Origin of the sequence: Streptomyces griseoviridis (assembly GCF_005222485.1) — a bacterium.
GTDB classification, from domain to species: domain Bacteria; phylum Actinomycetota; class Actinomycetes; order Streptomycetales; family Streptomycetaceae; genus Streptomyces; species Streptomyces hintoniae.
The window spans coordinates 815,658-835,579 of record NZ_CP029078.1; the positions used below are offsets into that span (position 1 = coordinate 815,658).

General features: G+C 74.9%; 8 protein-coding genes. All 8 read right to left on the bottom strand.

The window, feature by feature from the left end; all coding sequences use genetic code 11:
• Positions 1–37: 37 nt before the first annotated feature.
• From DDJ31_RS03460 to DDJ31_RS03495, 8 genes are read right to left on the bottom strand one after another with little or no spacing between them, the layout of a single operon-like run.
• Positions 38–7,930 carry a non-ribosomal peptide synthetase gene (locus tag DDJ31_RS03460; protein ID WP_127181772.1) on the bottom strand — a complete coding sequence of 2,631 codons (7,893 nt, stop codon included), beginning with the start codon at positions 7,928–7,930 and terminating at the stop codon, positions 38–40.
• Positions 7,927–12,438, bottom strand: a complete 4,512-nt coding sequence (locus DDJ31_RS03465; protein ID WP_127181771.1) for a non-ribosomal peptide synthetase — start codon at positions 12,436–12,438, stop codon at positions 7,927–7,929. The genes DDJ31_RS03460 and DDJ31_RS03465 overlap by 4 nt, the downstream gene beginning before the upstream one ends.
• Complete coding sequence (locus tag DDJ31_RS03470; RefSeq protein WP_127181770.1) at positions 12,435–15,596, bottom strand: non-ribosomal peptide synthetase; 3,162 nt, start codon at positions 15,594–15,596, stop codon at positions 12,435–12,437. The genes DDJ31_RS03465 and DDJ31_RS03470 overlap by 4 nt, the downstream gene beginning before the upstream one ends.
• A complete protein-coding gene (locus DDJ31_RS03475) occupies positions 15,596–15,814 on the bottom strand; it encodes an MbtH family protein (RefSeq protein ID WP_127181769.1) in 219 nt (72 codons plus the stop codon). The genes DDJ31_RS03470 and DDJ31_RS03475 overlap by 1 nt, the downstream gene beginning before the upstream one ends.
• Before the next feature lie 3 nt (positions 15,815–15,817).
• Positions 15,818–16,270, bottom strand: a complete 453-nt coding sequence (gene panD / locus DDJ31_RS03480) for an aspartate 1-decarboxylase (RefSeq protein ID WP_127182973.1) — start codon at positions 16,268–16,270, stop codon at positions 15,818–15,820.
• A 41-nt stretch (positions 16,271–16,311) separates the two neighbouring features.
• Positions 16,312–17,124 (bottom strand): alpha/beta fold hydrolase, encoded by an 813-nt coding sequence (locus DDJ31_RS03485; RefSeq protein ID WP_127181768.1) that lies wholly within the window; start codon positions 17,122–17,124, stop codon positions 16,312–16,314.
• Positions 17,125–17,152: 28 nt separating this feature from the next.
• Positions 17,153–18,445 (bottom strand): enterobactin transporter EntS, encoded by a 1,293-nt coding sequence (entS, locus tag DDJ31_RS03490; RefSeq protein ID WP_127181767.1) that lies wholly within the window; start codon positions 18,443–18,445, stop codon positions 17,153–17,155.
• 9 nt (positions 18,446–18,454) lie between these two features.
• Entirely contained in the window at positions 18,455–19,750 is a 1,296-nt protein-coding gene (locus DDJ31_RS03495; protein ID WP_240678297.1) for a salicylate synthase, read from the bottom strand.
• Between the last annotated feature and the right edge of the window lie 172 nt (positions 19,751–19,922).

Consider the following 19,922-nt stretch of genomic DNA (forward strand, 5'->3'; position numbering starts at 1 on the left):
GTGTCATCTCGGGTGTCCCTCGGACGTCTCGGGGGCCTCAGAGGCCGTCGTCGTCGAAGGCGTCGTTCTCGAAGTCGTCGATGTCCTCCTGGGTCAGCTCGACCAGGGGGAGGTCGGACGGGGTGAGTCCGGCGGCCGGGGTGGCGTCGGCGTGCCGGGCGAGTCCGCGCAGGGCGTGGTCCCAGAGGGCGAGCAGCCGGTCGGCCTCGGCGGGCGCGAGGAAGGTCTCGGGCCATCCGGCGGCGAGGTGCAGCCGGGCGGCGCCCGCCTCCTCGACGGCGACCGCGTTGATCTCCAGGCCGAGGGCGGCGGGCCTGCCGGGGTCCGGCGGCACGCGCAACACCGGTGCCTCGGGGGCGAGTTCCCACGGCTGGGCGGCGGACTCCGAGGCGGTGAACCGGCCCAGGTAGTTGAAGCCGATCTGGGGCTGGGGAAGTTTCTCCAGGGCGGGCGCGGTGTCGGGGTTGAGGTGGCGCAGCAGGCCGTAGCCGAGGCCGTGGTCGGGTGCGGCGCGCAGTTGCTCCTTGACGCGTTTGAGGGCGAGTCCCGCGGCGGGGCCGCCGGCCAGCGCCTCGTCGAGGTCGAGGGGGCCCGGGTCGATGCCGACCGGGTGGCCGACGGTGGTGGACAGATCGACGCCGTCGGCGCCGACGGCGTCCTCGACGCGCCCGTGTCCCTCCACGCCGACCAGCAGCGACCGGCCCGGTTCGGCCCGCTCCGCGCGCCAGCCGGCGACGGCGAGCGCGAGCGCGGTGAGCAGGACGTCGGGTGCGGTGGCGCGGTAGGCGGCGGGGAGGGTGGTGAGCAGGGCGGCGGTGGTGTCCTCGGGGAGGACGAGGGTGTGCTCCCGTACGGTGCGCGCCGGGCCGAGCGGGCGGTCGAGGAGCGGCGGCGCCGACAGCAACACCTCTGTCCACCAGGGGAGTTCGCGTACGCGTTCGGGCTTGGTGGCTTCCTCGGTGAGCAGTCGGCTCCAGGTGCGGAACGAGGTGCCCGACCGGTCGCGGGTGGGAGTCGAGCCGTCCTGGGCGGTGCGCCAGGTCTCGGCCAGGTCGGTGCCGATGATCCGCCAGGAGACGCCGTCGACGACGAGGTGGTGGGCGATCAGCAGGAGCCTGCCGGGACGGTCGCCCGCGGGGCGGAACCAGACGGCGCGCAGCATCCGTCCGGCGCGCGGGTCGAGCCGGGACGCGGCCTCGGCGAGCCCGGCCCGTACGTCGGTACCGGTCGCGACGGTGAGCAGGTCGTCGACGGGGACGCTGCCGCGCGGGGGCACGTCGAGGCGGCCGTCCCCGGTCAGCCGGGCGCGCAGCATGTCGTGGCGGTCGACGACGGCGGCGAGCACGGTGCGGAGCGTGTCGTGGGTGAGGCCGGGCGGGGTGACGAGCAGGGCGGCCTGGGCGAGGCCGCCCCAGGAGCCGTCGGGGCCCGCCGTCCAGCGCATCACCGGGGTGAGGTCGAGGGTGCCGGTGGGTTCGTCGGCGGGTCCTGGCGCGGCCTCGGCCGCGTCGGCGGCCGCCGCGGCGAGTCCCGCGGGGGTGGGGGTCTGGAAGATCTGCCGGGGGCTGAGCGCGAGGCCCTCCTTCCGCGCGAGGGTCACCAGCCGGATGGAGACGATGCTGTCGCCGCCGAGGGCGAAGAAGTTGTCGTCGACGTCGACGGAGGTGAGGCCGAGTACGGTGGCGAACAGCGCGGTCAGGCGGCGTTCGCGGTCGTCGGCGGGCTCCCTGGTCGCGGTGGCGGGGGCGGCGGCCCGGGGGGCGGGCAGGTTCTTGCGGTCGACCTTGCCCGACGGCATGAGCGGGAACGCGTCCAGCGGGGTGAGGGTGCGCGGGACCATGTGCTCGGGGACCCGTTCGGCGAGCCAGTCGCGCACCTCGGCCGGTGGCGGTGGATCGCCCGCGGCGACGAGGTAGCCCGCCAACTGCCGTACGCCGGGCGCCTCTTCCCTGATCACCACGACGGCCCTGCGCACGCCCGGGTGCTGTTCGAGGACGGCCTCGATCTCCTCCAGCTCGACGCGCATTCCGCGGATCTTCACCTGGTTGTCGGCGCGGCCGAGGAACTCCAGGGTGCCGTCGCGCTGCCAGCTCACCAGGTCGCCGGTGCGGTAGAGGCGCCCGCCCGGCGGCCCGAAGGGGTCGGCGATCCAGTGGTCGGCGGTGCGCCGCGGGTCGTTGACGTAGCCGCGGCCGAGGTAGACGCCGCCCGCGTACAGCTCGCCCGGTACCCCGACCGGGGTCGGCCGCAGCCGTTCGTCGAGGACGTAGAGGCGGGTGTTGGTGTTGGGGCGGCCGATGGAGACGGCGCTGCGGATCGCGCCGGTGCGGTAGACGACGTGGCTGACGCCGATGGTGGCCTCGGCGGGCCCGTAGCCGTGGTACATGATCGCCGGGCTGACGGCGCGGAAGCGGGCGAACAGCTCGGGGGTGAGGACCTCGCCGCCGCACCAGACGTGCCGCAGCGAGGCGGCCCGCTCGGCGAACCCGTCCTGTTCCAGGAGCAGATCGAGCATGGAGGAGACCAGGTAGGTGAAGGTCACCCGGTGCCGGGCGACGGTGTCGAGGAGGTAGTCGACGTCCCGTTCGCCGCCGGGTTCGGCGATCACCAGCCGGCCGCCGTGCACCAGCGGCAGGAAGATCTCGTTGATGGAGATGTCGAAGCCGAGCGGCGCCTTGAACAGCGCGGCGTCGTCGGTGCCGAAGCCGAGCAGGCCGCGCTGCCACAACAGGCGGTGGGCGATGGCCCGGTGGCGGATCATCGCGCCCTTGGGGACGCCGGTGGAGCCCGAGGTGTGGATGACGTAGGCGAGCCCTTCCGGGTCGACCTCGACGCCGGGGTTCCCGGCGCTCGGGACCGGGCCGTCGAGGTCGACGGCGACGACCGGCGGCGCGTCGTCGCCGGGTACCGCGTCGTCGCCCGCGCGGGTCAGGACGGCGGTGAGGCCGGCGTGGGCGCACACCTCGGCGATCCGGCGGGCGGGCCAGGACGGTTCGAGGGGGACGAAGGCGCCGCCCGCCTTGAGGACGGCGAGCAGGGCGACGACCATCTCCACGGACCGTTCGAGATGGATGCCGACCCTGGTCTCGGGTCCGACGCCGAGCGAAGTGAGCCTGTGGGACAGGGCGTTGGCGCGGGCGTTCAGCTCGGCGTAGGTGAGGGCGCGGCCGTCCTCGGTGCCGTACTCGACGGCGGTGAGCCCGGGGGTGAGGGCCGCCTGCTCCTCGAACAGGGCGGTGAGGGTGGTGACGGGCATGGGGTGCGCGGTGTCGTTCCACTCCCCCAGCAGGGTGCGGCGTTCGCCGGGGGTGAGGAGGTCGGCGTCGGCCACCGGGCGGTCGGGGTGGCGGGCCAGGTCGGTGACGAGGCGGACCCAGCGGTCGGCCATCTCCCGTGCGGTGTCCGGGTCGTAGAGGTCGAGACTGTGGACCAGGGCGCCGGTGACGCCGCCGGAGCCGGCGCGCTCGAACAGATGCAGGGCGAGGTCCGTCTTGGCGGTGTGGAAGGGCACCCGTCGCTCGCTGAGTTCAAGTCCGGCGAAGTCCCGGGTGTCGGGCGGGGCCTGCTGGTGGGCGATCATCACCTGGAACAGCGGGTGGCGTCCCGTCGAGCGGGTCGGGGCGAGCGCGTCGACCAACTGCTCGAAGGGCAGCTCCTGGTGGGCGTAGGCGTCCAGGTCGGCTTCCCTGACCCGGGTGAGCAGCTCGCGGAAGGTCGGGGCGCCGGACAGGTCGGTGCGCAGCACCAGGGTGTTGACGAACAGGCCGATCAGGTCGTCGAGTCGGGCGTCGTGGCGGCCCGCGACCGGGGTGCCGAGCGGAATGTCGTCGCCGCCGCCGAGCCGCCCGAGGAGGACGGCGAGGGCGGACTGGAGCGCCATGAAGACGGTGCCGCCCGTCTCGGCCGCCAGCCGGGCGAGCGCCGCGTGGACGTCCGCGTCGAGGGTGAGGTCGACGGCCCCGGCGCGGTGGCTCGCGACGGCCGGTCGCGGCCGGTCGACGGGCAGTTGCAGCTCCTCCGGCAGCCCTGCCAACGCGGCTTTCCAGTAAGCGAGTTGGTCGTCCAGGTCGTCGAGGGCGCGCTGCCGCCAGAGGGTGTGGTCGGCGTACTGCACGGGCAGCGGGGCCCAGTCGGGCGGGGTGCCGTCCCTGCGGGCCAGGTAGGCCCGCTCCAGGTCGGCGAGGAGCGGTTCGGCGGACCAGCCGTCGGTGGCGATGTGGTGGACGAGCAGCAGCAGGACGTGGTCGTCGGGGGCGAGGGCGTAGAGGGTGGCGCGTACCGGGATCTCGGTGTCCAGGGCGAACGGGCGGGCGGCGGCCTCGGCGAGGAGGGCGTCGAGGTTCCCGGGCCCGGTGGCCACCACGGTGAACGGCACGGCGGCGAGGGCGGCGGGCAGCACGGACTGGCGCGGGGTGCCGTCGTCGTCGGGGAAGAGGGTGCGCAGTGCCTCGTGCCTGGCCACCACGTCGTCGAGCGCCGCGTGCAGGGCCGTCCGGTCGAGCGGTCCGGTCAGCCGCAGGGCGGTGGGGAGGTTGTAGGTCGGGGCCGGGCCTTCGAGGCGGTACAGGAACCAGAGCCTGGCCTGCGCCGATGAGAGCGGCAGCGACTTGGGGCGGTCGGCGGGGACGAGGGCGGGGCGGCGGTCGGCCGGGGTGGCGAGGAGCGGGGCGAGGGCCGCGGCGGTCGGGGTGTCGAAGACAGCGCGCAGCGGGACGTCGGCGCCGAGTTCGGCGCGGATGCGGGCGACCAGGCGGGTGGCGAGGACGGAGTGGCCGCCGAGCGCGAAGAACTCGTCGTGGACGCCGACGGACGGCAGTCCGAGCAGGTCGGCGATGAGCGCGCAGAGGCGGGCCTCGGCGTCGGTGCGGGGCGCGGTCGGGGTGGTGAGGTCCGCGAGGTCGGGCGCGGGCAGGGCGGCCCGGTCGAGTTTGCCGCTGGGGGTGAGCGGCAGCGCGTCCAGGACGACCACGGCGGCCGGCAGGAGCGGGTCGGGGAGGATGGCCTTGAGGTCGCGCCGCACCTGGAGCGGTGCCAGTGCGGCGCCGGGCAGCGGGACGACATACGTCACCAACCGCCGCTCCCCCGGCTCATCCTGACGTACTGTCACCGCCGCCTGCGAGACGCCGGGCAGGGACGCGGCGGCGGCCTCGGTCTCGGCGGGTTCGACGCGGACGCCGCGGATCTTGACCTGGTCGTCGGTGCGGCCGAGGAACTCCAGCGCGCCGCCCGGCCGCCGGCGCACCAGGTCGCCGGTGCGGTAGAGGCGGCTGCCCGCAGGGCCGTAGGGGTCGGCGACGAAGCGGGTGGCGGTCAGGGCGGGGCGGGAGAGGTAGCCGCGGGCGAGTTGGGCGCCGGCCAGGTACAGCTCTCCCGGGGTGCCCGGCGGGACGGGGCGCAGCGACGCGTCGAGGACGAGGGTGCGGGTGTTCCACACCGGGCGGCCGATGGGGACGGAGCCGCCGGCAGAGCTGGTGCCTTCGGCGCAGGACCAGGCGGTGACGTCCACCGCGGCCTCGGTGGGTCCGTACAGGTTGTGCAGGGCGGTGCCGGGCAGCAGGGCGAGGCAGCGGTCGGCGAGGTCGGTGGGCAGGGCCTCGCCGCTGCACAGCACCCGGTCGAGGACGCCGCGGACCTGTTCGGCGGCCGGGTCGTCGAGGAAGGCGCGCAGCATCGACGGGACGAAGTGGGCGGTGGTGACGCGGTGTTCGCGGATGACTTCGGCGAGGTGGGCCGGGTCGCGGTGGCCGCCGGGGCGGGCGAGCACCAGGGCGGCGCCGGTGATCAGCGGCCAGAAGAACTCCCAGACCGAGACGTCGAATCCGGCGGGCGTCTTCTGCAACACCCGCTCGCCCGGCCCGAGTCCGTAGGTGTCCTGCATCCAGAGCAGCCGGTTGACGATCGCGGCGTGGTCGACGACGACGCCCTTGGGGCGGCCGGTGGAGCCCGAGGTGTGGATGACGTAGGCGGGGTGCGCGGGGCGCAGCGGCAGCGTCCGCTCCGCGTCGGTGAGTTCGGCGGCGGGCAGGGCGGCGAGCCGGTCGCGGGTGCGCGGGTCGTCGAGGAGCAGGGTCGGCGCCGGGTGCGCGGGCAGGGCGCCCGTGGTGGTGACGACGAGTGCGGGAGCGGCGTCCTCGATCAGGAACGCGAGGCGTTCGGCGGGGTACCCGGTGTCCAGGGGGACGTAGGCGGCGCCCGCCTTGAGGACCGCGAGGAGCGCCACCACCAGGTCGGGGCCGCGGTCGAGGGCTACGCCCACGAGGCTTTCGGGGCCCGCTCCGCGGGCGATCAGCAGGCGGGCGAGCCGGTTGGCGCGGGCGTGCAGGGCCGCGTGGTCGAGCCGGGTGCCGTCGGCGACGAGGGCAGGCGCGTCGGGGGTGCGGCGGGCCTGCTGGTCGAGGAGGGCGGTGAGGGTGGTGGCGGGGACCGGGTGCGCGGTGTCGTTCCAGTCCGCGAGGACCTGGCGCTCCTCCCTGCCGGTCATCAACGGGAGTTGGGAGAGCGGGAGTTCGGGGTCCGTGAGGGCGTTCGCGAGAAGGGTCTCCAGGTGGCCGAGCAGACGGTCGACGGTGTCCGCGGTGAAGAGTTCGCTGCGGTAGGTGGCCTCGACGCGCAGCCCGCCGCCGGTGAGGAACGCCTCGAGCGACAGGTCGAACTGGGTGGTGTCGTTGTGGACGGTCTCCCACCGTGCGCTCACCCCGGGCAGTCGCGGCCCTTCGAGTCCCTGGGTGAGGAAGAGGAGCATGACGTCGAACCAGACGGCGCGGCCCGGGTGGCGCCGCGGCCTCAGCCGCTCCACCAGCCGGTCGAACGGCATGTCCTGGTGGGCGTAGCCGTCGGTGCACAGCTGCCGTACCCGCTCGACGAGTTCGCCGAACCCGGGGTCGCCTTCGAGGTCGGCGCGGAGAGCGAGGGTGTTGCCGAAGTTCCCGATCAGCTGTTCCAGGCCGGGCAGGTCGCGGCTCATGACGGCCGAGCCGACCGGGATGTCGGTGGCGCCCGTGACCCGGTGCAGCAGGGCGGCGAGGCCCGCGAGGAGCACCATGAAGGGGGTGGCGCCGGTGCCCCGGGCGAAGGCGGTGAGCCGGTCGGTGACCTCGGGCGCGAAGGTGTGCGAGCGCCGGTCGCCGCGGGCGGTGGGGTGGGCCGTGCGGGGCGCGTCGAGGGGCAGGGCGAGCGGGGCGGGCGGCGGGACGAGGACCGTGCGCCAGTGGTCGAGGTGGTCGGCGAGCCGTTCGTCGGTCCAGGTGGCGCGCTGCCAGTGCGCGAAGTCGGCGTACTGGACGGGCAGCGGTTCGAGGTCGGCGGGGGTGCCGGTGACAGCGGCCCGGTAGAGGGCGCTCAGGTCGCCGGAGAGGGCGTTGAACGTGCCGCCGTCCCAAGCAATGTGATGGACCGTCAGTACGAGGGTGTGGTCGTCGTCGGCGCGGCGGATCAGCAGGGTGCGCAGCGGGTGGTCGGCGGCGAGGTCGAAGGGGGTCGCGGACGCGGTCCTGGCGAGCGCGTCGGCGCGGCTGTCCTGCGCGTCCGCCGCCAGGGTGCCGAGGTCGGCCGTGGTGAACTCCAGCTCCGCGGTGGCGTCGACGACCTGCTCGGGGGTGCCGTCGGGGGCGACGGGGAAGCGGGTGCGGAGCACCTCGTGCCGGTCGAGCAGGCCCCGCAGTGCGGTGCGCAGTGCGGCCGGGTCCAGCGGGCCGCGGAGCCGGACGGCGAGGCACACGTTGTAGGCGGGGCTGTCCGGGTCGAGTTGCTGGAGCAGCCACATCCGGGACTGGGCGAAGGACAGCGGCAGCCGGCCGGCGTCGGCGGGCCTGCGCGGGATCCGCTCCGCGTGGGCCCCGGGGTCGGCCAGGCCCGCCGACCGGAGCCTGCGGCGCAGCAGTTCGCGCTTGCGGGCGGCGAGGTCGCCGGGAGCGGCGTGGGTCTCCGTCACAGGGCTCCGCCTTTCAGCAGCGGTTCGAGTGCGGCCGTCCAGAGTCCGGCCAGGTGCTGGATCTCCGCCTCGGTGAAGAGGCGGTCGGGCCACTGCCAGCAGAGGCTGAGTCCGCCGTCGGTGAGCACGGCGTCGACGACGAGCGGGTAGGGGACCGGCGTCCCGGGGTCGGCGCCGCTGCCCATGGCGCCGGTCTCGGGGGCGCTGGTGAAGACGGCACTGTCCCGGCGTTCGCCCGCGGTCATCCGGCCGAGGTAGTTGAACTCGATCTGCGGCTCTGGGAGTCGGGCCAGGACGGCGGCCGTCCGGGGGTTGAGGTGGCGCAGCAGGCCGTGGCCGATGCCCTTGTCGGGGAGGGCGGCGAGCTGGTCGGCGACGCGGCGGACCTGGTCGGTCGCGGGTCCTCGGCCGGGGTCGAGGCGGACGGGGAAGACGCTGGTGAACCAGCCGAGGGTGGTGGACAGGTCGGCGCCCGGCAGGAGTCCTTCCTCCCGGCCGTGTCCTTCGAGGGCGATGAGGACCGTGCCGTCGGTGCCGGGTCCCGGCCGGCCGAGGGCGCGCCGCCACTCGGGGACGGCGAGGGCGAGGGCGGTGAGCAGGGTCTCCTGGACGGGTCCCGCGAGGTCGGCGGTGAGGGTCGTCCAGTGTCTGCGGAGGGTCTGGCGGGTGTCGACGGCGGGGTCGAGCCGGTCGGCGCCGAGGGTCGGCTCGGGGCGGTCCGACACCCCTTGCCAGAAGGCGAGTTCGGCGGTGCGCCGGGGTTTGGTCGCCTCCGCTCGCAGCGCCTGGGCCCACTCCTTGAAGGAGGTGCCCGGCGGGGAGAGGGGGTTCTGCTCCCAGGCGGCGGCGAGGTCGGCGACCAGGACGCCCCAGGACGCGGCGTCGGTGATGAGGTGGTGCAGGACCACCAGCAGCCGTCCCTCGCGTCCCGCGCCGCAGTCGAACCACAGGAACCTGGCGAGGTCCCCGGTCGCGGGGTCCAGTTCGGCCACCAGCTCGTCGAACGCCTCGGGCACCAGGGCGCCCACGGCCGGGTGGTCGAGCCGTCCGGCGTCGACGCGGCGGACCTGGTCGGCGGCGCGCGCGGTGCCGGCGGGTGCGGCGCGCAGCCGCCAACTCCCGTCGCTGTCCTGGCCGAAGGTGGCGCGCAGCAGGTCGTGCCGGTCGATGACGGACTGGACGGTGCGGTGCAGCCCTTCGAGGTCGAGGCCCTCGGGGGTGCGCAGGAACCGCGCCTGGCTGAGCCCGCGGAAGGGGCCGCCGCGCCCGGTGAGCCAGGCGAGCATCGGGGTGAGCGGGATGTCGCCGGTCCCGGCGTCCGGGTCGGCGGTGCGGCGGGGCGCGGCGCGGCCCGCGACGGCGGCGAGCGCGGCCACCGTCGGATGTTCGAAGACGTCTCTCGGGGAGAGGGCGAGACCGGCCGCGCGGGCGCGCCCGACCAGCCGCATGGAGACGATGCTGTCGCCGCCGAGGGCGAAGAAGCTGTCGTGGACGCCGACCGTCTCCAGGCCGAGCACCTGCGCGAAGAGGGCGGCGAGCCGCTCCTCGGCGGGGCCGCGCGGTGGCTGGGCGGCGGGGCCCGCGGTGCGCGGGGGCGGCGGGAGGGCGGCGGTGTCGAGCTTGCCGTTGAGGGTGAGCGGGAAGGCGTCGACGGTGACGAACGCCGACGGCACCATGTAGTCGGGCAGGACGGCGGCGACGTCGCGGCGCAGCAGGTCGGCCGTCTCCTCGGCGTCCGGCGCGGCCGGTGCCTTCACCAGGTAGGCGACCAGCCGCCGGACGCCTGGCGTGTCCTCGCGGACGACGACGGCGGCCCGTTCGACCAGGGCGTGGTCCAGCAGGACGGTCTCGATCTCGCCGGGTTCGACGCGGTAGCCGCGGATCTTCACCTGGTCGTCGACGCGGCCGAGGCACTCCACGAGGCCGTCCTCGGTCCAGCGGGCGATGTCGCCTGTGCGGTACATGCGGGCGCCGGGGTGCCGGGCGAACGGGTCGGCGACGAACCGGCCGGCGGTGGCGCCCGGCCTGCCGAGGTAGCCGCGGGCGAGGCCGGCGCCGGCGATGTACAGCTCGCCGTCGACGCCGGTCGGTACCGGGTTGAGGTGGCTGTCGAGGATGTAGAGGGTGGCGCCGCCGACCGGCCGGCCGATCGCGGGGCGGTCGCTGAGCGCGAGGTCGCAGTCGGCGGAGTCGACGGTGCACTCGGTGGGCCCGTACAGATTGTGCGCGCTGAGCCCCTCGGTGGCGCGCAGGGTGCGCCACAGGTCGGGCGGCACGGCCTCGCCGCCGACCCCGATGACCTTCAACTCGGCCTGCCAGTCGCCGCCTTGGGCGACGAGTTCGGCGAGCAGGGACGGCGAGAGTTCGATGAACTCGATGGCGTGCTCGGCGAGGAAGGCGCGCAGGGCGGCGGGGTCGCGGCGTACGTCGTCGGGCACCAGGTGCAGTTCGTGGCCGGCGAACATCCACAGCATCGGCTGCCAGGACGCGTCGAACGCGGTCGGCCAGGCGTGCCCGATCCGCAGCGGCCGTCCGCCGACGGCGGCGGACGCGGGGGTGTGCAGGGCCGCGTGGTGGGCGGCGAAGAGGTTGGTGATGGCGCGCTGCGGGACGAGGACCGCCTTGGGGCGTCCGGTGGAGCCGGACGTGTAGATGACGTGGGCGGGGTGCTCGGGGTGCGCGGGGGCGAGCCGGTCGGCGTCGGTGAGGTCGTGGCCGTCGGCCCGCGCGGCGCGCTCGCGGACGGCGGGGTCGTCGAGCCGTACCAGCGGGACACCGGCCAGGGTGGCGGCGCCCGGCGCGGTCTCCTCGACGGCGAGCAGGGCCACCGGGCGGGCGTCCGCGAGCATCCCGGCGGTCCGCTCGGCGGGCCAGGCGGGGTCGAGGGGGAGGTAGGCGGCGCCCGCCTTCTGCACGGCGAGCAGCGCGGTGAGGGTCTGCGGGGCGGGCGGCAGCGACAGCGCGACGATCCGCTCGGGTCCCGCGCCGAGGGCGACCAGGAGGCGGGCGAGCCGGTTGGCCCGAAAGTTCAGCTCGGCGAAGGTGAGCCGCTCCCCCGCCCCGACCACCGCGACGGCGTCCGGGGTGGCGGCGGCCTGCGCCTGGAGGATCTCGGGCAGGGTGCCGGGCCCGGCGGGCGGCTGCGGCCCGGCGCCGCGTGCGAGCAGCCGGGCCCGTTCGGCGGGGGCGAGCACGTCCAGTGCGGCGAGCGGCAGTCCCGGGTCGGCGACGACGGCGCGCAGCAGCCGCTCGAAGCGTTCGGCGAGCCGGGCCACGGCGGGGCGGTCGTAGCAGTCGGGCCGGAACTCGAGGACGACGCCGAGCCGCCTCTCGGCGAGCACCGCGAGGGTCAGCGGGTAGTGGGTGGCGCCCGACCCCTCGACGCCGGTGATCCGCAGCCCGGCGCGGGCCTCGGCCTCGGCGACGGACGCCTCGTCGATCGGGTAGTTCTCGAAGACCAGCAGGGTGTCGAAGAGGTCGCCCGCGCCCGCCAGCCGCTGGATCTCGGTCAGCCCCAGATGCTGATGGTCCATCAGGTCGGCTTGTTCGTGCTGGAGTCGGCGCAGATAGGCGCCGGCCGGTTCGGCGGGCGGTACCGCGACGCGGACCGGCACGGTGTTGATGAACAGACCGATCATGGCCTCGGCACCGGCGAGTTCGGCGGGCCGTCCGGCGACGGTGGCGCCGAAGACGACGTCGTCGCGGCCGGTGAGGCGGGCGAGCAGCAGCGCCCACAGCCCCTGCACGACGGTGTTCACGGTGACACCGAGGCCCCGGCCCAACTCCTGCACCCGCGCCGTGAGTTCTTCGGAGAGGCGCAGGGTGTGCAGCTCGGGTCGGACCGGCAGGAGTCCGCGGCCGGTCGGTGCGAGCAGGGTGGGCGCCACCCCGGCGAGGGCCGCGCGCCAGGCCCGTCCCGAGGCGTCCCGGTCGCGGGAGGCCAGCCAGGCGAGGAAGTCGCGGTAGGGGCGGACGGCGGGCAGCGGCCGGGCCGTGGCGGGGTCGAGCAGGCCCGCGTAGAGCTGGAGGAGTTCGCGGATCAGCAGCGGCACCGACCAGCCGTCCAGCAGGAGATGGTGGTTGGTGAGGATCAGCTGGTGCCGGTCGCCGCCCCGGTCGACGAGGGTGAGGCGCAGCAGCGGCGGGTCGGTGAGGTCGAAGCGGGCGGTGGAGTCGGCGGCGGCCAGGGCGGCCACCGTCGCGTCGTCGGCGGCCTCGGTCCGCTTCCAGGCGACGGGGACCTGCTTCAGGACCACCTGGACGGGCTCGTCGAGGTCCTCGTGGAGGAAGGCGCCGCGCAGGTTGGCGTGCCGGGCGAAGAGTTCCTCGGCCGCGGTGCGCAGCAGGCCGGGGTGGAGCGGTCCCTCGATCTCCACCAGGGTCTGCATGGTGTAGACGTCCTGGGCGCCCTCGTCGAACAGGGCGTGGAACAGCAGCCCCTGCTGGAGCGGGGAGAGCGGCAGTACGTCCTCGACCAGGGAACCGTCGTCCCCGGGCACCTCGCTCATCGGCTCCTCCACCTCGCCTTGACGTTGTCGAGCTGCGCCGCGCTGAGGGTCACGAGGGGTGCGGCGGTCGCGGTGAACTCCTCGGCCGGGGGCCCGGCTCGGTCCGGCAGGGCGGCGGCGAGCCCTTCGGGGGTGCGGCGGGTGAACACGTCCCTGGGGGTGAGGGCGAGTCCCGCCCTGCGGGCCCGGTCGGCGAGCCGGACGGAGACGATGCTGTCGCCGCCGAGGGCGAAGAAGTCGTCGTGGACACCGACCTGTTCGAGGCCGAGCACCTCGCCGAAGAGTCCGCACAACGCCTTCTCCGGTGCGGTGCGCGGCGGGGCGTACCGGCTCGCTCCTGTGAAGTCGGGTGCGGGCAGGGCGCGTCGGTCGAGTTTGCCGCTCGGGGTGAGCGGCAGGGCGTCGAGCGGGACGACGGCGGACGGCACGAGGTGGGCGGGCAACCGCGCGGCGAGGGCCCGCCGCAGGGCGAGGGGGTCGAGGTCGGCGGCGGGTTCCGGGACGACGTAGGCGACGAGTCTGCTCGGTCCCGGTCCTTCGTCCCGGGCGACGACCGCCGCCCGCGCGACGCCCGGCAGGGCGCGGGCCGCCGCCTCGGTCTCGGCGGGCTCCACCCGTACGCCCCTGATCTTGACCTGGTCGTCGGCCCGGCCGAGGAACTCGACGGTGCCGTCGGCGCGTTGCCTGGCGAGGTCGCCGGTGCGGTAGAGGCGGGCGCCCGGCGGTCCGAACGGGTCGGCGACGAACCGTTCGGCGGTGTGCCCGGGTCGGCCGAGGTAGCCGCGGGCCAGGCCGTCGCCCGCGAGGTACAGCTCGCCGGTCGCGCCGACGGGGGCGGGCGCGAGGAACGGGTCGAGGACGTGGACGCGGGTGCTGGCGACGGGCCGGCCGAGGGCGGGCGTGCCGTCGTAGACGTGGGCGAGGCTGTCGCCCGCGGCCTCGGAGCAGCCGTAGAGGTTGACGAGACGGGAGCCGGGCCACCGCCGGGTGAGGGCGTCGGCGAGCGGCGCGGTGAGGGCTTCGCCGCTGGAGATCCAGGTGCGGACGGTGCCGAAGGCGTCCGGCGGGGACGATGCGAGGAGGCCGGCGTAGAGGCTGGGGACGGCGGTGACGACGGTGGCGCGGTGGGTGTCGGCGAGGGCCGCGAGGGCGCGGGGGTCGCCGGTCGCGTCGTCGTCGGCGAGGGCCAGGGTGTCGCCGCTGACCAGCGCGCCGAGGAGTTCGGTGAGTCCGTCGATGAAGCTGACCGGGCTCTTGGCGAGCCGGACGCCGGGTGTGCCGTCGTCCTGGAGGGTCCGGCCCCACAGCAGCCGGTTGGCGAGGGCGCGTTGGGTGCCGAGGACGCCCTTCGGGCGGCCGGTGGAGCCGGAGGTGAAGATCAGGTAGGCGGTGTTGTCGGGCGACACGGGCGGGCGGGGCCCGCGCCGCTCGGCGGACGCGTCCGGGGGGCACACGGTGTCCGGGGCGATGCCCAGTTCCGCGGCGGCGGCGGGTGCGCAGATCACCAGGCGGGGTGCGGCGTCGCCGAGCATCAGGGCGATGCGCTCGGCGGGGTAGGCCGGGTCGACGGGCAGGCAGGCGGCGCCGGCCTTGGCCACCGCGACGAGGGCGGTGACGAGGTCGGGGCCGCGCGGCAGGGCGACGGCGACGACGGTCTCGGGGCCGGCTCCGCGTGCGGTGAGGGCGGCGGCCAACCGGTCTGCGCGGGCGTCGAGTTGGGCGTAGGTGAGGGTGGTGTCGCGGTACCGGACGGCGGGTGCGTCCGGGGTGCGGGCGGCCTGTTCCTCGATGAGGGCGCGGACCGCGGGGTGGAAGGCCGCGCGGGCGGCGGGCGGGGCGGGCGGTTCCTGGGTGCCGAGCCGGGCGACCGGGAGTCCGGGGCGGTGGACAAAGTCGTCGATCAGGGAGCCCAGTTGGGCCGCGAGGGCGGTGACGGTGGCCGCGTCGAGGGCGCTCGGCCGGTGGCTGAGGGTGAGGGTGAGGCGGGGTCCCGGCAGGGCGGTGAGGGTCAGCGGGTAGTGGGTGGCGTCCCGGACGGAGACGTCCGTCATGCGGGGGCCTTCGAGGGCGCGGGCGATGCCGTCGTCGTCGATGGGGTAGCTCTCGAAGACGAGGAGGGTGTCGAAGAGGACGCCGTGTCCCGCGGCGCGCTGGACGTCGGCGAGGCCCAGGTGCCGGTGGTCGAGGAGCGCGGACTGCTCGTCCTGGACGCGGGTGAGCAGGTCGGCGAGGGGTTCGCCCGGCCGCAGCCGCACCCGGACCGGGAGGGTGTTGATGAACAGGCCGATCATCGACTCGATGCCGGGGAGGTCGGCGTCGCGGCCGGAGACGGTGGCGCCGAGGACGACGTCCATGCGGCCGGTGAAGCGGCCGAGCAGCACGGCCCAGAGCCCTTGGAGGACGCTGCTGACGGTCAGTCCGTGGGTGCGGGCGGCGGCGGTGAGGGCGGCCGTCTCGTCCTCGGGCAGCTCCACCACGAGGCGTTCGGGCCGTCCCGCCGGCAGGTCGCGGGCGGCGGGCGCGATCAGTGACGGTTCGTCAAGTCCGGTGAGTGCGGCGGCCCATGCCTCCCGGGCGGCGTCGCGGTCCTGGCGGGCGAGCCAGGCCAGGTAGTCGCGGTAGGGCCGGACGCGGGGCAGGGCGGAGGCGTCGCCGCCCGAGGTGTAGAGCTGGAACAGCTCGCGCACCAGGACGGGCGCCGACCAGCCGTCCCACAGCAGATGGTGGGAGGAGAGCAGCAGCCGGTGGTCGTGGGCGCCGAAGGCGATCAGGTGGAAGCGGAGCAGCGGAGGCCTGGCGAGGTCGAAGGGCGTGTCGAGGTCGTCGGCGAGCAGCCGCTCGAAGGCCGCTTCGCGTTCCAGTTCAGGCAGGGCGCCGAGGTCGGTGGTGTGCCAGGGGGTGCGGACCTCGGTGCGGACGACCTGGACCGGGCGGCCCGAGCGCTGGGTGCGGAATCCGGCGCGCAGGGTGGCGTGCCGGGCTACCAGCGCTTCGGCCGCGGTCCGCATCCGGTCGCCGTCGAGCGGGCCTTCGAGGCGCGCGATGAGCTGACCGGTGTAGACGTCGGGGGCGTGGTCGTCGTAGCGGGCGTGGAAGACCATGCCCTCCTGGGTCGGCGACAGCGGGAGGACGTCCGCCACCCCGGGGCGGCCCGCCATCACGCCCCGGTCCCGCGCATCGCCTCGGCGAGGCCGCGCGGGCGCATGTCCGTCCAGTTCCGCTCGATGTGATCGAGGCAGGCGGCCCGGGTGTCGGGGCCGTGGACGTCGTTCCAGCCGGCCGGGACGGGCGCGAAGTCCGGCCACAGCGAGTACTGGCCCTCGTCGTTGACCAGCACGCGGAAGACGCCGTTCTCGTCGTCGAAGGGGTTGGCCATGGCTCAGTTCCTCTCCTGGTGCGGCGAAGTGGCGGGTGCGGTCCGGGTGACGGCTCCGGAGCGCTGGTCGGGCTCGCCCGGCGCGGGTTCGGCCGGGTCGGTGCCGAGGGCGACGACCCGGTTGGCCTTGTCGACGTGCACGACCCGGGGCCGGTGGGCGGCCCGTTCGTCCTCGTCGAGGGCGGCGAAGGACATGACGATGACGAGGTGTCCCGGGTGGACGAGGTGGGCGGCGGCGCCGTTGACGCCGATGACGCCGCTGCCGCGTTCGCCGGTGATGGCGTAGGTGGTGAGCCGGGCGCCGTTGTCGATGTCGACGACCTGGACCCGCTCGCCCTCGACGATGTCGGCGGCGTCCATGAGGTCCTGGTCGATGGTCAGGGACCCGACGTAGTGCAGGTCGGCCTGGGTCACGGTGGCCCGGTGGATCTTGCCGTTGAGCAGGGTGCGCTGCACGAGTACCCCCTGAGTAGACACTTAGGTGAGGCTAACCTAAGTCACTGCCGTGTGGTGTGGAAGAACTCCAGGAGCATCCGGTTCACTTCGTCCGGGCGTTCCAGGTAGCCGTAGTGACCGCAGTCCTCGATCTCCCGGTAGACGGCGCCCGGGATCGCCTCGGCCACCTCGCGGGACAGCCGCGGCGGCAGCGTGACGTCGTCCGCGAAACCGATCACAAGACAGGGCGAGGTGATCGCCCGGTAGGCGGCCAACCGCCCTTCCGGCGGGCGCAGTTCGAGCTGGGCCCGGATTCCGGGCCCGGTGGGCGACGGCGCGAACGTGAACAGTTCGAGCCAGTCCTGGACGCGCTGTTCGTCGTCGAGCGTGGCCGGGGAGAGGTTCTCCAGCGCCCGCACCCACGCCGCGTAGCCGGGCGGCAGCGCCACCCCGCTGTCGTACAGGGCGCGTTCGGCGGCCGAGACGGCGGCGCGCAACGGGTCGGTGCGGCCGCGGGTCGCCAGCAGGACGCCCTGGACGACCAGTTCGGGCCGCGCCAGCATCAACTCCTGCACGACGTAGGCGCCCATCGAGACGCCGACGAACCGGCACGGGCCGAGGCCGAGACGCGCGACGAGCCCGGCGGTGTCGGCGACCAGGTCGTCGACGGTGAACCCGTCGGCGCACTCGTCGGTGGGCGGGACGCCCCGGTTGTCGAAGGTGACGACCCGGTGTCCCGCCGCCACCAGGGCCGGCACCTGGTGGAGGTGCCAGGCCCGGCCGGTGGCGCCCTGGCCCATCACCAGGACCACGGGGTCGCCGTCGCCCTGGACGTCGTAGTGCAGCCGGATGCCGTTGACGAGCGCGCTCGGCACGGGCGCCTCCCTCCCCGGGGTCGGTCGGTCAGTCGGCGGTCTTCGAGGGCCGCGCGGGCGCGTCGGCGTCCTGCTGCCGGTCCGAGGGCCCGTGCAGGGTGGCCCTGCGCAGTCCCGGCACGGCGAGCGCGACCGTCGCGACCCCGGCCAGACAGACCGCGCCGCCGAGCACCACGGCACCGGCCGAGGAGCCGAGGGCGCGGGCGACCAGGCCCGCCTCCAGGTTGCCGACGGAGGGTCCGGCGGTGGCCTGGGCGAGCCAGAGGCTGCCGACCCGGCCCTGGAGCCGGTCCGGCGTGTAGTGCTGGAGCAGCGCGCGGCGCAGGATCTCCGACGCCGTGTCACCGAGCCCCGCCAGGGCGAGGAAGGCGAGGGCGAGCCAGAGGCTCGGGCTGAGGCCGAAGCAGGTGATGGCCACGCCCCAGACCGCGACCGCGCCGATCAGGGCCCGCCCGGTGTGGTGCACGCGGCCGGTCCAGCCGCTGGTCAGCGCGCCGAAGAAGGAGCCGACGGCGGGCGCGGTGTAGAGCAGCCCGACGGTGGAGGGACCGCCGCCGAAGTGTTCGGTGCCCAGTTCGGGGAAGAGGGCGTACGGCATCGCGAAGACCACCGCGCACACGTCGATCAGCAGCAGTCCCGCGACCACCTGGTTGCCGCGCAGGAACCGCAGCCCCTCCGCCATCGCCTTCAGCGGATGCTGCCCCTCGGTGCCCGCCGCCGGGGGCATCTTGGGCAGCGGCGCGAGGAGGGCGAGCCCGACGACGTAGATGGCCGCGTCGATCGCGAAGCACCAGGCGAGTCCGGGCCCCGCCGCGATCACCCCGGCGAGCGAGGGACCCACCATGCCGCCGAGCTGCGCGGTCAGGGTGAGCAGCGCGCCCGCGGCGGCGAGCTGGCCCGGGGCCACCAGGGTGGGGGTGGCGGCCATCATCGCCGGGCCGCCGAGCCCGCTGGTGCCGCCCGCGAGGACGGCCGCCACGAACACGAACCACTCCTTCGGGTCAGGCAGGGCCGCGTTCACCGCGAGCCCGGTGACCACCACCGCGGTCACCGACCGGGTGACGAGCACGACCCGGCGCCGGTCGACCCGGTCGGCGAGCAGCCCGCCGGTGACCAGGCCGACCAGCAGGGACATCCCGAGCACCGCGCTCATCAGGCCGACCTGGACGGACGATCCGGTCAGTTCGTAGATCTGGAGGCTCGCCGCCACCGAGGTGAGATGGGTGCCCAGCATGGAGATCGCCTGGGTGGCGAAGACCAGCCGGAAGTCCCTGCCCGACCTGAGCGGGGTGACATCGACGACCACTTCTCCCAGCCGCATGCCGACCCCCTAGGCCCGGCCGGACGGCGTGGCGGGCGGCTCCGGCTGCGCGGGGACCACGTAGGGGGCGACGCTGCGCAGTTTCTCGCAGGTCTCCTCCAGTTCCCGGGCCGGGGTGGATCCCGCGAGGATGCCGGCGCCCGCGCGCAGCCAGGCCCTGCCGTCCTCCTCGAAGACGCTGCGCAGCACCAGGGCCGCGTCCAGCGCGCCGTCGCCGTCCACCTGGAGGACGGCGCCGCTGTAGATGCCGCGGTGTCCTTCCTCCAGCCGGGTGATGCAGTCGTAGGCGGGGAGTTTGGGGATGCCGGAGGCGGTGACCGCGGGGAAGACCGCGCGCAGCACGTCCCAGGCGGTGGCGCCGTCGGCCAGCAGGCCGTGCACGCTGGAGCCCAGGTGCTGCACGCTGCCGCGCTGGCGCACGCTGAGCAGGTCGCGCACCGAGACGGTGCCCGGTCCGCAGACGGCCGCCATCTCCTCCTCGGCGAGTTTCACGGACAGCACGTGTTCGGAGATCTCCTTGGGATCGGCGAGGAGTTCGGCGCGCAGCCGCTCGTCCTCGGCGCCGCCGAAGCCGCGGGCGCGCGTTCCGGCGAGCGGCTGGGTGACGACCCGGCCGTCCGCGCTCACCTCGGCGACGGTCTCGGGGCTGAACCCGGCGACCCGTCGGCCGGCGAGGTCCAACAGGAAGGAGCGGGCGGGGGTGTTGTGGGTGCGGCCGTGAACATAGGTGGCGACGAAGTCGACGGGGAAGGGCACCGGGACGGAGCGGGAGAGGATGACCTTCTGCAGGCCGGTGCCCGACCTGATCTCCTCGACGGCGGCGGCCACCATCCCCGGGTAGCGCCCGGAGGGGTCGGCGACCTCGATCGGCCGGGGGTCGACGGGGGTGGGGGTGACGGGTTTGCCGAGCAGTTCCAGCACCGCGTCCAGGGTCTCCTGGTCGGCGCTGCGGACCTCGGCGCTCTCCTGACGGAACCTCACCTCGGTGTGCGGGACGACGAGATGGAGCAGATCGGCGTCGCCCGCGCGGTCGGGACGGTCGGTGTAGAGGTGGGAGAACTCGAAGGCCATCCAGCCGTAGGCGCTCCAGCCCTCGGCGGGCGTCTCGGCGAGCCGCTCCCCGACCTGGCGCAGTGGGTGCGGCCCGAGCGGGTCCGCGGTCTGTTCGGCGAGCCATCTGCGCCGGATGCCGGAGCGGTCGACGACGACCTCGCCCAGCGCTCCTCCGGCGAAGCGGAAGTCGCCCTCTCGTTCGTAGACGACGTACTGGTCGAACAATCCCGACTCCGCCAGTCTCGCGGCCAACAGGAGCGGTTCTCCCGGTAGTTCCGTCTCCGCGCTCCGATAACGCAGCAACGAACAACCTCCCTGGACTTAGGTTAACCTAACCTAATCGGGACTGACCCTAGCTTCGAGACGGAGGCCCGTCCAGGGCCGGTCTGGATCACTTCGGGAACCGGCTCTCGCTCCGGCGCTC

What these genes read in the sequence shown, in the direction of transcription:
- DDJ31_RS03470 (WP_127181770.1), bottom strand. Translation starts at nt 15,596, where the DNA reads ATGGCGGGCCGCCCCGGGGTGGCGGACGTCCTCCCGCTGTCGCCGACC.
- DDJ31_RS03465 (WP_127181771.1), bottom strand. Translation starts at nt 12,438, where the DNA reads ATGAGCGAGGTGCCCGGGGACGACGGTTCCCTGGTCGAGGACGTACTG.
- entS (WP_127181767.1), bottom strand. Translation starts at nt 18,445, where the DNA reads ATGCGGCTGGGAGAAGTGGTCGTCGATGTCACCCCGCTCAGGTCGGGC.
- DDJ31_RS03475 (WP_127181769.1), bottom strand. Translation starts at nt 15,814, where the DNA reads ATGGCCAACCCCTTCGACGACGAGAACGGCGTCTTCCGCGTGCTGGTC.